This is a genomic window from Enterobacter cloacae complex sp. (assembly GCF_900322725.1).
Lineage (GTDB): Bacteria > Pseudomonadota > Gammaproteobacteria > Enterobacterales > Enterobacteriaceae > Enterobacter > Enterobacter quasihormaechei.
Genome location: NZ_LT991957.1, coordinates 4582925 through 4595348, shown reverse-complemented (window position 1 = coordinate 4595348; position 12424 = coordinate 4582925). Strand labels below are relative to the sequence as shown.

The 12424-nt window shown below is 54.5% G+C and carries 13 protein-coding genes and 2 pseudogenes; 9 read left to right on the top strand and 6 right to left on the bottom strand.

Going from position 1 to position 12424, the window contains the following annotated elements; all coding sequences use genetic code 11:
• Positions 1–12 precede the first annotated feature (12 nt).
• The 3 genes and pseudogenes from DBR02_RS26640 (at position 13) to comJ (ending at position 1148) form a co-directional block, all read left to right on the top strand.
• Positions 13–378: a hypothetical protein gene (locus DBR02_RS26640; RefSeq protein ID WP_071993716.1), complete on the top strand. Its 366-nt coding sequence runs from the start codon at positions 13–15 to the stop codon at positions 376–378.
• A gap of 134 nt (positions 379–512) precedes the next feature.
• Positions 513–584: pseudogene (locus DBR02_RS27260) on the top strand (RHS protein); the annotation flags it as partial.
• 81 nt (positions 585–665) lie between these two features.
• Positions 666–1148, top strand: coding sequence for a competence protein ComJ (comJ, locus tag DBR02_RS22520; RefSeq protein ID WP_107535503.1), 483 nt, complete (start codon positions 666–668; stop codon positions 1146–1148).
• Positions 1149–1220: 72 nt separating this feature from the next.
• Here the strand turns inward: comJ and ychF are convergent, their stop codons facing one another.
• Positions 1221–2315 carry a redox-regulated ATPase YchF gene (ychF, locus tag DBR02_RS22515; RefSeq protein WP_003856650.1) on the bottom strand — a complete coding sequence of 365 codons (1095 nt, stop codon included), beginning with the start codon at positions 2313–2315 and terminating at the stop codon, positions 1221–1223.
• Positions 2316–2441: 126 nt separating this feature from the next.
• Positions 2442–3026, bottom strand: coding sequence for an aminoacyl-tRNA hydrolase (gene pth, locus DBR02_RS22510; protein ID WP_107535502.1), 585 nt, complete (start codon positions 3024–3026; stop codon positions 2442–2444).
• 273 nt (positions 3027–3299) lie between these two features.
• Here pth and ychH point away from each other — a divergent pair, with 273 nt between their 5' ends.
• The gene (ychH, locus tag DBR02_RS22505) at positions 3300–3575 is read left to right on the top strand and encodes a stress-induced protein YchH (RefSeq protein WP_063865908.1); all 276 of its coding nucleotides are present in this window, start codon (positions 3300–3302) and stop codon (positions 3573–3575) included.
• Between the two features lie 57 nt (positions 3576–3632).
• Here ychH and dauA read toward each other — a convergent pair whose 3' ends face one another.
• From dauA to lolB, 4 genes are all read right to left on the bottom strand, one after another.
• Complete coding sequence (gene dauA / locus DBR02_RS22500; protein WP_107535501.1) at positions 3633–5315, bottom strand: C4-dicarboxylic acid transporter DauA; 1683 nt, start codon at positions 5313–5315, stop codon at positions 3633–3635.
• Between the two features lie 124 nt (positions 5316–5439).
• Positions 5440–6387, bottom strand: coding sequence for a ribose-phosphate diphosphokinase (gene prs / locus DBR02_RS22495; RefSeq protein WP_003856663.1), 948 nt, complete (start codon positions 6385–6387; stop codon positions 5440–5442).
• A 125-nt stretch (positions 6388–6512) separates the two neighbouring features.
• Complete coding sequence (ispE, locus tag DBR02_RS22485; protein ID WP_107535500.1) at positions 6513–7382, bottom strand: 4-(cytidine 5'-diphospho)-2-C-methyl-D-erythritol kinase; 870 nt, start codon at positions 7380–7382, stop codon at positions 6513–6515.
• Positions 7379–7990 (bottom strand): lipoprotein insertase outer membrane protein LolB, encoded by a 612-nt coding sequence (lolB, locus tag DBR02_RS22480; protein WP_003856665.1) that lies wholly within the window; start codon positions 7988–7990, stop codon positions 7379–7381. The genes ispE and lolB overlap by 4 nt, the downstream gene beginning before the upstream one ends.
• A gap of 201 nt (positions 7991–8191) precedes the next feature.
• Here lolB and hemA point away from each other — a divergent pair, with 201 nt between their 5' ends.
• The 5 genes and pseudogenes from hemA (at position 8192) to sirB1 (ending at position 12411) form a co-directional block, all read left to right on the top strand.
• Positions 8192–9448, top strand: coding sequence for a glutamyl-tRNA reductase (gene hemA, locus DBR02_RS22475; protein ID WP_063452225.1), 1257 nt, complete (start codon positions 8192–8194; stop codon positions 9446–9448).
• A gap of 41 nt (positions 9449–9489) precedes the next feature.
• Positions 9490–10572, top strand: a complete 1083-nt coding sequence (gene prfA, locus DBR02_RS22470) for a peptide chain release factor 1 (RefSeq protein WP_107535499.1) — start codon at positions 9490–9492, stop codon at positions 10570–10572.
• Positions 10572–11402: a peptide chain release factor N(5)-glutamine methyltransferase gene (gene prmC / locus DBR02_RS22465; protein ID WP_107535498.1), complete on the top strand. Its 831-nt coding sequence runs from the start codon at positions 10572–10574 to the stop codon at positions 11400–11402. Before prfA ends, prmC begins: the two co-directional genes overlap by 1 nt.
• A gap of 14 nt (positions 11403–11416) precedes the next feature.
• Positions 11417–11598: pseudogene (locus DBR02_RS22460) on the top strand (SirB2 family protein); the annotation flags it as partial.
• A 3-nt stretch (positions 11599–11601) separates the two neighbouring features.
• Entirely contained in the window at positions 11602–12411 is an 810-nt protein-coding gene (gene sirB1, locus DBR02_RS22455) for an invasion regulator SirB1 (protein ID WP_022648376.1), read from the top strand.
• Positions 12412–12424 lie beyond the last annotated feature (13 nt).

The following is a 12424-nucleotide window of genomic DNA, read 5'->3' as shown; positions in this document are numbered from 1 at the left end:
AATGAGATTAACATGATTAATAATTTTATCTGTAATAAAGAAAAAAATGAATTGCATTGGATATATAATACACACAAAGTCACTATCGGTATAGATGATTTAGATCTGGCAATGATAGATGAAAAGAGAAAAATAATTTTTGTATTGAGTAAACCATTACCCTTACCGATGTTATTAACTGTTTTAAATATTGATGGGACTTTGCTTTCAACATTTACGCCTCCAGAAGGTGCGTCTTTTTCTTATTTGACATTAAACGATAAAAAAGAGGTTTTGATTGTCTGCTCCTTTTCGGAAAAAATAAATGGTTGGTATGATTGGCATTATTCTTTAGACTTGGATAAAAAAGTGATAACAAGAATGGCACCATCTTATTAGAATCTGATAAAGCCATTTTAAAGTAAGGTTTTTGTGGCTTAATACAATCATAAAACTAAATATGAGGCTCATCATATTCTTAGCCATAGCTATCCAGATAATAAAGTTTGCTGCCCCGTATTGTCAGCCTTGAAGCGACGGAGATCTTCTGATTCCACTGTTTGCCCAACGGCACGCCGGAGCGAATGACGGATAGCGAAGGGCAGTAACTGTGGTACAGGTTCAAGTATTGGTAAACTTTTATCAGAACTTCCAGTTAGAACGATAATAAAAGTCGAGGTAGTGTAATGAATGATAAAAAACTACAAATAGTTGATCTGCTGATTTCGCATAGTCAAATAGTGATACGATCCCGAGATTATGACGAAAAACTGAGTCAGTGGGGAAAAGGCAATGTTTCTCAAGGTGCTGTTCTCCACAAGGATTATGTTATATTCGATCCATTACCAGAGGACGCGTTTGGAGCAAACGTCAATATCAAGAAAGATAATACTTTCAAAATGGATGAAAATGCTCAGCGCTGTATTGTTGTGCCATTTTTCATTACGGATAAAGATAAGCTGCAAATCGCTTCTGCAACTGAGAAATTCGATTTAAATATAGATGTGAACGAAAAAGTTTATTCACTCTTTTATGAGGTTTGTGAAGGAGATGAAATTTACTATAATTTCACTCTTGTACCGGCAAAAGAAGCTATTGCTGCTAAGTTTTTGCTAGATGACCCTTGGGGAGGAATAAAAGATCATCCTCTCAAAGAAGGTATTTTTTAAATTAATACTATCAGGGAAATTTATCTCGAAAAAATCCACGCTTTGGCGTGGATTTTTTTTATTCAAAACAAATCAAACGTTAAACAGGAAGTTCATCACGTCGCCATCTTTAACGATGTAATCTTTCCCTTCCGCACGCATCTTGCCTGCTTCTTTCGCGCCTTGCTCACCCTTGTAGGTGATGAAGTCTTCAAACGCGATAGTCTGCGCACGAATAAAGCCTTTCTCAAAGTCGGTGTGGATCTTACCGGCAGCCTGAGGCGCAGTCGCACCGACAGGGATGGTCCACGCACGCACTTCTTTCACGCCTGCGGTAAAGTAGGTCTGCAGGTTCAGCAGCTCATAGCCTGCGCGGATCACGCGGTTCAGGCCCGGCTCTTCCAGACCCAGCTCGGCCATGAACTCTTCACGGTCGGCGTCGTCCAGCTCTGCGATATCGGATTCAACGGCAGCGCAAACCGCTACAACCACAGAACCTTCAGCCGCGGCAATTTCACGCACTTTGTCCAGGTACGGGTTGTTTTCAAAGCCGTCTTCGTTAACGTTGGCGATGTACATGGTTGGCTTCAGGGTCAGGAAGCTCAGGTATTTGATCGCCGCTTTGTCTTCGTCAGTCAGGTTTTTCAGCGCGCGGAGCATGCCCGCGTTTTCCAGCTGTGGCAGACATTTTTCCAGTGCAGCCAGTTCCGCTTTCGCGTCCTTGTCGCCGCCTTTGGCTTTCTTCTGCACGCGGTGAATTGCGCGCTCGCAGGTGTCGAGGTCAGAGAGCGCCAGCTCGGTGTTGATGACGTCGATGTCGTCAGCCGGATCCACTTTATTGTTAACGTGGATGATGTTGTCGTTCTCGAAGCAGCGCACAACGTGGCCGATCGCTTCGGTTTCACGGATGTTGGTCAGGAACTGGTTGCCCAGACCTTCACCTTTGGATGCGCCTTTTACCAGACCCGCGATGTCCACGAACTCCATGGTGGTGGGCAGAATACGCTGCGGCTTCACGATTTCCGCGAGCTGGTCCAGACGCGGATCGGGCATAGGCACAACGCCGGTGTTCGGCTCGATGGTACAGAACGGGAAGTTCGCCGCTTCAATACCTGCTTTGGTGAGCGCGTTGAACAGGGTGGATTTGCCCACGTTTGGCAGACCGACGATACCGCATTTGAATCCCATTTCTAAATCACCTTAATCTCTTGATAATCAATCCGTTAACGATAACCGATTGAAGAAAAGTAAATAACTACGCCTATTATACACGTAACCCGCGCGCCGCGCGGTAAAAATGCCGCAGGGCCTTGTTTATTGCGCTTTGAAAGCGTGCAGTCGATTGGTGGCTTTCGTTAAGCCGTCCTGAAGCCAAATCTCGGTGCAGCGGGCCGCTTCGTCTACCGCTTCGTCAATCAGCTTTTGCTCAGAAACCGGTGGTTTACCGAGTACGAAACCGACAACTTTGTTTTTATCGCCCGGATGACCGATTCCCACGCGCAAACGGTGGAAATTGGGGTTATTGCCCAGTTTGCTGATGATATCTTTCAGACCGTTGTGGCCACCATGACCGCCACCCAGTTTGAACTTCGCCACGCCTGGCGGCAGATCCAGTTCGTCGTGGGCCACCAGAATTTCATCCGGATTGATGCGGTAGAACGTTGCCATGGCCGCCACGGATTTGCCGCTCAGGTTCATAAAGGTGGTTGGCACCAGCAACCGCACGTCGGCACCCGCAAGATTGATGCGTGAGGTATACCCGTAAAACTTTGGTTCTTCACGCAGAGGCGCGCGCAGACGCTCCGCCAGCAGATCAACATACCAGGCGCCGGCATTATGGCGGGTAGCGGCATACTCTGCGCCCGGATTGGCGAGGCCGACAATCAGTTTAATCGTCACGATTTACTTCCTAATGGGTTCCAGATCTGGTGCGTAGTTTACTGTCTGGCGCGCCGCTTGACAAAGTTCCGCCTGCTGTACATCGAATTGCGAATAATTTCTTATTTGAACAATTAGAATTTCAAGCTGTTCAATGTCTTATTTGTAAATTTTTGTCTGGGAGTTATCTGTAAATGTGATCGCTCGCGCAACTCATATAAGAGGCGTTGTCTATACTTTACACACAAGGAGAAGGGGCTTTTCCCTGACAACCCAAAGTTCCGGAGGTGACATATGAAACGCAAAAACGCTTCGATGCTCGGTAACGTGCTAATGGGGTTGGGACTGTTCGTGATGGTCGCCGGTGTCGGTTATTCAATTTTAAACCAATTACCGCAGCTTGACCTCCCACAATACTTTGCGCATGGCGCGGTGCTGAGCATCTTCCTCGGTGCGGTATTGTGGCTCGCCGGGGCGCGCGTAAGCGGACATGAGGAAGTCTGCGATAAATACTGGTGGGTGCGCCATTACGATAAACGATGCCGCCGCGACCAGCATAAACCCAGCTAGTGTGCCAGCTTTACAAAAGAACGACTCCTTCTGGAGTCGTTCTTTTTTTCAGACAATTTATTCCAGGTCGGCGAGTGCCGCTTCGCGATTTGGATAAAAGGCCAGTCGGCCAGGGATCGGCTGTACGCCAGCGCGCGCCATCGTGCGCAGGGGCTGAAACTCCAGGTTACTCACCCGCAGCTCGCAGCCTTCCGGCAGACGTTTCACAAAACGCTGGAAGGCATCGAGACCGCCGGCATCCAGAACCGGGACGGCATCCCACTTCAGTACCACAATCCGTTTACCCGCCACACGAGACTCCAGATCGCTGAACAACCCCTCTGCGGCAGCAAAGAACAGAGGGCCAATCACGCGCAGCACCAGCACATCGTCAGGCACCTCAACGTTAACCGGAGAGAGACGCGTCATCTGCGCGATGCGGCGCATAAACAGCAGCGAGGCCAGCACAATGCCGACGCTGATGGCGATAACCATGTCGAACAGCACGGTCAGCGACATACAGATCAGCATCACGATGATGTCGTCTTTCGGCGCACGGCGCAGCAGATTTACCACCTTATGCGCCTCACTCATGTTCCAGGCCACCATCAGCAGCAGGGCAGCCATGGCTGAGAGGGGAAGCCACGAAAGCAGCGGGGCCAGGATCAACAGCGCCATGATCACCAGCAGAGAGTGAATGACCGCCGACACCGGCGATGTCGCCCCTGCGCGAACGTTCGCGGCGGAACGCGCGATCGCAGCCGTTGCCGTAATACCGCCGAAGAACGGCGCAACGATGTTCCCTAAGCCCTGGCCGACCAGCTCGCTGTTAGCTTTATGCTTTGTCCCGGTCATGCCGTCGAGCACCACGGCGCAGAGCAGGGATTCAATCGCTCCCAGCATCGCCATGGAGAACGCGGCGGGCAGCAGGGCGCGAAGGGAATCCCAGCTCAGGGTGAAACTCGAACCTGGCATGTCCCACGGCAGAACCAGCTGCGGCAGCAGCTGCGGAATACCGTTACCCTGTGAACCGTCCGCCAGAATATAGTGGAACTGCGAGCCGATAGTGGCGACCTGTCCACCGAGCAGGTTGACGACGCCCATTACCGCGCAGCCCAGCAGCAGGGCGGGCAGATGCCCCGGAAGACGAATGCCAAGGCGAGGCCAGACGACAAGCGTCCCGAGGGTAACGATGCCAATGGCCGCATCGCCTAGGTTGGCCGTCGGCAGCGCCATAAACAGCGCGCCCACTTTCTGTAAATAGTGCTCCGGAACATGGGGCATTTGCAGACCAAGGAAATCCTTAATCTGCATAGTCCCGATAGTGATCCCAATCCCCGAGGTGAATCCCAGCGTCACGGAAAGAGGAATGTATTCAATCAGGCGACCAAAACGGGCCAGACCGAACAGAATTAAAAAGACGCCGGACATCAGGGTGGCGACCAGCAGGCCTGCCAGACCAAACTGTTGGGAAACCGGATAAAGGATCACCACGAAGGCGGCGGTTGGGCCGGAAACGCTGAAGCGGGACCCGCCCGTCAGCGCAATCACAATCCCGGCGACCGCCGATGTGTAAAGACCGTACTGTGGCGCGACGCCGCTACCAATCGCCAGCGCCATCGCCAGCGGAATGGCAATAATACCGACGGTGATCCCGGCTATCAGGTCACGGATAAAGCGTGACGATGTGTATTTCTCTTTCCAGCAGGCGTCGATGAGGGCGCGAAAGGGCAGAACATGTGAGGAGGTTACGTTTTTCACAATTATCTATCATCCGTGTGCGCATCATCTGTCATGTGAATGGCAGGTGAAGGAGGCATAAATCATACAAATGAAAATTATAAACAAAAAAACCCGCCGTAGCGGGTTTTTTGGCCGTGCTCGATCAGTGTTCGAACATTGCAGAGATGGATTCTTCGTTGCTGATACGACGAATCGCTTCGGCCAGCATCCCGGACAGGGTCAACGTACGCACGTTTGGCAGTGCCTTGATCTCGTCGCTCAGTGGGATGGTATCGCACACCACAACTTCATCAATGACGGAGTTACGGAGGTTGTTCACCGCATTGCCGGAGAAGATCGGGTGAGTTGCGTAAGCGAATACGCGTTTCGCACCGCGCTCTTTCAGCGCTTCTGCGGCTTTACACAGCGTACCGCCGGTATCGATCATGTCGTCTACCAACACGCAGTCGCGGCCAGCTACGTCACCGATGATGTGCATCACCTGAGAAACGTTAGCGCGCGGACGGCGTTTGTCGATGATCGCCATGTCAGTATCGTTCAGCAGCTTCGCGATAGCACGAGCACGTACCACGCCGCCGATGTCCGGAGAAACCACAATCGGGTTGTCCAGATTCAGTTGCAGCATATCTTCCAGCAGGATTGGGCTGCCGAATACGTTATCAACCGGAACGTCGAAGAAGCCCTGGATCTGCTCTGCGTGCAGGTCGACCGTCAGTACGCGGTCAACGCCGACGCTGGACAGGAAGTCCGCGACAACTTTAGCGGTGATTGGCACACGCGCGGAACGGACGCGACGGTCCTGGCGGGCATAGCCAAAGTAAGGAATAACAGCAGTGATACGGCCAGCAGAAGCGCGACGCAGCGCGTCGACCATAACAACCAATTCCATCAGGTTGTCGTTCGTTGGAGCACAGGTGGACTGGATGATGAAAATATCACCACCGCGTACATTTTCGTTAATTTGTACGCTGACTTCGCCGTCGCTAAAGCGACCTACAGCGGCGTCGCCGAGGGAAGTGTACAGGCGGTTGGCAATACGTTGTGCTAGTTCCGGGGTGGCGTTACCAGCAAAAAGCTTCATATCAGGCACGAGAAGAACCTCAGGCATGCGTCCAGTGGTGGATAGCGTTCGCCGCAAACTGCGGGGCCTAAGCAAACGCTATCCAGGCGGTGTATTAAAGAGCGCGATGCAACGTCTGGAACAGGGTGACGTTGTCACCGAAACTCAGTCTGCGCCAGAATGGCCTGCTGTAGGGGGGAGGTGTTCATCCCGCGTGCTACAAAACCATGCAGCCAATCCGGCGCTTGCTCAAGCACCTGACGGGCGGCGGATTCGGTGTCAAATTCAGCAAAGACACAGGCCCCTGTACCGGTCAGGCGCGACGGCGCGTATTCTAACAGCCAGGAAAGCACCGCATCAACCTCGCGAAAACGTTTTCTTGCGATATCCTCGCAATCGTTGCTGAATTCACAATTTAATAACGTATCTATTGACCGTACCGGGGTATTTCTTTTCAGGTCAGGATCTTTAAAGATGACCGGGGTAGGAATGCTCACCCCAGGGTGAACAATCAGATACCATTTTTCCGGCGGATTAACCGGCGTGAGAATTTCACCCACGCCCTCGGCAAACGCCGCGTGGCCGCGCACAAATACCGGTACATCTGCGCCCAACGTTAACCCTAGCGCTGCCAGCTCGTCCGTTGTCAGACCGCAGCCCCACAGGTGGTTAAGCGCCACCAAAACGGTCGCAGCATTTGACGAACCGCCACCAAGACCGCCGCCCATCGGCAGACGCTTGTCGATACGGATATCCGCACCGCTTCCCGCAGGCAGGCGACCCGACGCCGACGCCGCTTTCATCAGCAGGCGCGCGGCACGCACGATCAGGTTATCGTCGTGCGCCACGCCGTCGACCGGCGTCAGCAGGCAAATTTGCCCGTCCTGACGCGGTTCAATGAAAATTGTGTCGCCGTAATCAACAAACTGAAACAGCGTTTGCAGAGTATGATAGCCGTCAGCGCGCTGCCCGGTAATGTAGAGAAACAGGTTCAGTTTTGCAGGAGAGGGCCACTGGGTCATCATTTAACGATCCAGTTGTCCATTTTCAGCTTGATACGCTGGCTGCCCTGCGTCAGCTCCATGTTGGACGGCAGCGACGGTTGCGTCTTACTGTCATACGCGCTGTAGACCACTTTCCAGGTTTTACCGCCCTGGGTGTAGTTCACCTGGCTCAGACGGTATTGATCGTCGAGCGTATAGTCGGTCGCATCACCCGGCAGGCCAAGGATCCACTGGCGCAGGCTATTGAGCGGAATCGGCATCCCGGTTAATTTGCCAATCATCTCTTCGGCGTCGGTGGCCGTGTAGTGCTGGCCTTTATTGTCGGTGATCTGCGCTTCGCCAGGCTTCGCGTTAAGCTCCAGTTCGGTGCTGCCCAGCGGGTTCAGCAGCAGCAGACGATAGTTGTCCTGACCCGTTTGCTGCCAGAAGAAACGGGCGTAAACCTTTTGTTCGTCAGAGAGATAGGCAAACGCACCGCGGGTCTGGTACTGGCTTAACTTCAGCACGTCCTGCTGGTGCTGGCGCCACTGCGGTGAGTCGGGGCTTTTGCCGGGGCCTTTCGGCTGATGAACGGAACAGGCGGTCAGAACCAGGGCCGCCAGAGGCAGCAGGCGAATCATTCGGGTCATAATGATGACAAATCCTTGAGATACGTTGCAGTTATAAGTGTTAATGCTAGCGTTGAAGGGTGTCACCGTCTACGTTCAAATTATCTCAAAGCGTTGAGTAACCTATTACTCCGAAAGGGTGCGGTCTCTTTTATTGATCTCGCGCATCCTGTATGATGCGTCCTGCTAACCTTATTAACGCTGGTACTACTCCCGCTCAACATGACCCTATTAGCACTCGGTATTAACCACAAAACAGCCCCGGTTTCACTGCGAGAACGCGTTACGTTTTCGCCGGATACGCTCGACCTGGCGCTGGACAGCCTGCTTGCACAGCCAATGGTGCAGGGCGGCGTGGTGCTGTCGACGTGCAACCGTACCGAGCTGTATTTGAGCGTAGAAGAGCAGGACAACCTGCACGAGGCGCTGATCCGCTGGCTATGTGACTACCACAATCTCAACGAAGAAGAGCTGCGCAACAGCCTGTACTGGCATCAGGATAACGATGCGGTCAGCCATCTGATGCGTGTTGCCAGCGGTCTGGATTCGCTGGTGCTGGGCGAGCCGCAGATCCTCGGCCAGGTGAAAAAAGCCTTCGCGGATTCCCAGAAAGGGCACCTTAAAGCCAGCGAGCTGGAGCGTATGTTCCAGAAGTCATTCTCCGTGGCGAAGCGTGTGCGAACCGAAACCGACATTGGCGCCAGTGCGGTTTCTGTTGCTTTCGCGGCCTGTACCCTTGCCCGTCAAATCTTTGAATCGCTGTCGACCGTCACCGTACTGCTGGTGGGGGCGGGCGAAACCATCGAGCTGGTGGCGCGCCATCTGCGTGAACACAAAGTGAAAAAGATGATCATCGCCAACCGCACCCGCGAACGTGCGCAGGTGCTGGCAGATGAAGTGGGCGCTGAGGTGATTGCGCTGAGCGACATCGATGAACGTCTGAAAGAGGCGGACATTATTATCAGTTCTACCGCCAGCCCGCTGCCGATCATCGGGAAAGGGATGGTCGAGCGCGCGCTGAAATCCCGCCGCAATCAGCCTATGCTGCTGGTGGATATCGCCGTTCCGCGCGATGTCGAACCGGAAGTGGGCAAACTGGCCAACGCCTACCTCTACAGCGTGGACGACCTGCAAACCATCATTTCGCACAACCTTGCCCAGCGTAAAGCGGCGGCAGTGCAGGCGGAAACTATCGTTGAGCAGGAAACCAGTGAATTTATGGCCTGGCTGCGCGCGCAAAGCGTCAGCGAGACTATCCGCGAGTACCGCGGTCAGGCGGAGCAGGTGCGTGATGACCTGACGGCCAAAGCGCTGGCGGCCCTTGAACAGGGCGGCGACGCGCAGGCGATTATGCAGGATCTGGCCTGGAAACTGACCAACCGCCTGATCCATGCGCCAACCAAATCTCTTCAGCAGGCTGCCCGTGACGGGGACGATGAACGCCTGACTATTCTGCGCAACAGCCTCGGGCTGGAATAGCGCCCTATACCCATTTTCTATGACAAGGTGCATTTACGCCTATGAAGCCTTCTATCGTCGCTAAACTGGAAGCTCTGCACGAGCGCCATGAAGAAGTCCAGGCGCTGCTCGGCGATGCCGGGACCATTGCCGACCAGGAACGTTTTCGCGCGCTGTCGCGTGAATACGCGCAGTTAAGTGATGTTTCAAAATGCTTTACCGACTGGCGACAGGTCCAGGAAGATATCGAAACCGCGCAGATGATGCTCGACGATCCTGAAATGCGCGAGATGGCGCAGGAAGAGTTACAGGACGCCAAAGCGCGTTCAGAAGAGATGGAGCAGCAGCTTCAGGTACTTCTGCTGCCGAAAGATCCGGACGATGAGCGTAACGCCTTTGTGGAAGTGCGCGCCGGAACCGGCGGCGACGAAGCGGCGCTGTTTGCCGGGGATCTGTTCCGTATGTACAGCCGTTATGCGGAATCACGCCGCTGGCGCGTGGAGATCATGAGCGCCAACGAAGGCGAGCATGGCGGCTACAAAGAGGTTATCGCCAAAATCAGCGGCGACGGCGTCTATGGTCGACTGAAGTTTGAATCCGGCGGTCACCGCGTGCAGCGCGTGCCGGCGACCGAATCGCAGGGACGTATTCACACCTCAGCCTGCACGGTGGCGGTCATGCCCGAGCTGCCGGAAGCGGAACTGCCGGACATCAACCCGGCGGATCTGCGTATCGACACCTTCCGCTCGTCAGGGGCGGGCGGTCAGCACGTTAACACCACCGACTCCGCCATCCGTATTACTCACCTGCCGACCGGGATTGTGGTGGAGTGTCAGGATGAACGTTCCCAGCACAAAAACAAAGCCAAGGCGTTGTCCGTGCTGGGCGCGCGCATTCACGCGGCGGAAATAGCGAAACGCCAGCAGGCGGAAGCGTCAACCCGTCGTAACCTGCTGGGCAGCGGCGATCGCAGCGACCGTAACCGCACCTATAACTTCCCGCAGGGCCGCGTCACCGATCACCGCATTAACCTGACGCTCTACCGTCTGGATGAGGCGATGGAAGGGAAGCTCGATATGCTGATTGAGCCTATCGTGCAGGAATACCAGGCCGACCAGCTGGCGGCGCTGTCCGAGCAGGATTAATGGATTTTCAACGCTGGCTACGCCATGCCGCCAGCGCGCTTTCCGCGAGCGAAAGCCCGAAGCGCGACGCTGAAATCCTGCTGGAACACGTGACGGGCAAAGCCCGGACGTATTTGCTGGCCTTCGGTGAAACCGAACTGACCGCTGAACAGCTGGCGCAGCTGGAAGTGCTCCTTGACCGCCGTAAAACCGGCGAGCCGGTGGCGCATCTGGTGGGCGAACGTGAGTTCTGGTCGCTGCCGCTGTACGTCTCGGCGGCCACGCTGATCCCGCGCCCGGACACCGAGTGTCTGGTGGAGCAGGCGCTGGCGCGGCTGCCGGCGCAGGGCTGCCCTGTTCTCGACCTCGGTACCGGCACCGGCGCGATTGCGCTGGCGTTGGCCAGCGAGCGGCCGGACTGCACCGTCACGGCGGTGGACGTGATGCCTGATGCGGTCACGCTGGCGCAGCGTAACGTTGCGCGCCTGGGGCTGAGCAATGTTTCCGTTCTGCAAAGCAGCTGGTTCGCCGCGCTTGAAAACCGCCTGTTCGACATGATTGTCAGTAATCCACCCTACATTGACGAAGACGATCCGCATCTTGCGCAGGGCGACGTTCGCTTTGAACCGCTGACGGCGCTGGTCGCTGCGAATCACGGACTTGCGGATCTCGATCACATTGTGACAACGTCACGGCAACATTTGCTTCCCGGTGGCTGGCTGCTCGTAGAACATGGCTGGACGCAGGGGGAGGCGGTGCGAGCGCTGTTTACGCGTGCCGGTTACGCCGCGGTGGAAACCTGCCGGGATTACGGCGGCAACGAACGACTCACGCTGGGGCAGTGGTCATGAAAGCAGTCGATACGCCATTTACTGATAAAGGCGCATGGCTGACTGAGACGCGGTTTGGCGTTATCATCTACATCGTTTTGGGTTTTATCGCGCGTAGGCGTTACCGTCCGCGCAGCCAGCACGCTTTTTGCTGGGTCTGGTGGTGCTGTACATCATCATTAAACTCGCCACCACAAGAATACCGTTACTGGGGTAAGTCATGAGGTCCTTAGCCGATTTCGAATTTAACAAAGTGCCGCTCTGCGATGGCATGATCCTGATTTCAGAGATGATCCGCGACGATTTCACGTCGCAGTACGTTTACGCTGAACTGGAAAATCTGGTCAGCCTGGCGCGCGAAGAGATCAATCAGGCACGTCCGCAAGACTGGCAATTAGAGAAGCTGATAGAGCTTTTCTACGGCGAATGGGGTTTCTGCGACACGCGAGGCGTATACCGCCTGTCTGACGCACTGTGGCTGGACCAGGTGTTGAAAAATCGTCAGGGCAGCGCCGTCGCGTTGGGCGCCATTTTACTGTGGGTTGCGCACCGGCTGGATATTCCGCTGGTGCCGGTCATTTTCCCGACGCAGATGATTTTGCGGGCGGAGTGGCTGGACGGGGAGATGTGGTTGATCAATCCGTTTAACGGCGACACGCTGGATGAACATACGCTGGACGTCTGGCTGAAGGGCAATATTAGCCCTATAGCTGAGCTGTTCAATGAAGATCTCGATGAAGCCGACAACGCTGAGGTGATCCGCAAGCTGCTGGATACGCTGAAGTCTGCGCTGATGGAAGAGCGTCAGATGGAGCTGGCCCTGCGCGCAAGCGAAGTGCTGTTGCAGTTCAATCCGGAAGATCCCTACGAAATCCGCGATCGCGGCCTGATTTATGCGCAGCTCGACTGTGAGCACGTGGCGCTGAATGATTTGAATTATTTCGTCGAGCAATGTCCGGAAGATCCGATCAGCGAAATGATTCGCGCGCAGATCAACGCGATCGCGCATAAACACATTACACTGCATTAATCTTAATTCCGAT

What these genes read in the sequence shown, in the direction of transcription:
- ychF (WP_003856650.1), bottom strand. Translation starts at nt 2,315, where the DNA reads ATGGGATTCAAATGCGGTATCGTCGGTCTGCCAAACGTGGGCAAATCC.
- hemA (WP_063452225.1), top strand. Translation starts at nt 8,192, where the DNA reads ATGACCCTATTAGCACTCGGTATTAACCACAAAACAGCCCCGGTTTCA.
- prfA (WP_107535499.1), top strand. Translation starts at nt 9,490, where the DNA reads ATGAAGCCTTCTATCGTCGCTAAACTGGAAGCTCTGCACGAGCGCCAT.
- lolB (WP_003856665.1), bottom strand. Translation starts at nt 7,990, where the DNA reads ATGACCCGAATGATTCGCCTGCTGCCTCTGGCGGCCCTGGTTCTGACC.
- comJ (WP_107535503.1), top strand. Translation starts at nt 666, where the DNA reads ATGAATGATAAAAAACTACAAATAGTTGATCTGCTGATTTCGCATAGT.
- prmC (WP_107535498.1), top strand. Translation starts at nt 10,572, where the DNA reads ATGGATTTTCAACGCTGGCTACGCCATGCCGCCAGCGCGCTTTCCGCG.
- sirB1 (WP_022648376.1), top strand. Translation starts at nt 11,602, where the DNA reads ATGAGGTCCTTAGCCGATTTCGAATTTAACAAAGTGCCGCTCTGCGAT.
- ispE (WP_107535500.1), bottom strand. Translation starts at nt 7,382, where the DNA reads ATGATGACCCAGTGGCCCTCTCCTGCAAAACTGAACCTGTTTCTCTAC.
- DBR02_RS26640 (WP_071993716.1), top strand. Translation starts at nt 13, where the DNA reads ATGATTAATAATTTTATCTGTAATAAAGAAAAAAATGAATTGCATTGG.
- ychH (WP_063865908.1), top strand. Translation starts at nt 3,300, where the DNA reads ATGAAACGCAAAAACGCTTCGATGCTCGGTAACGTGCTAATGGGGTTG.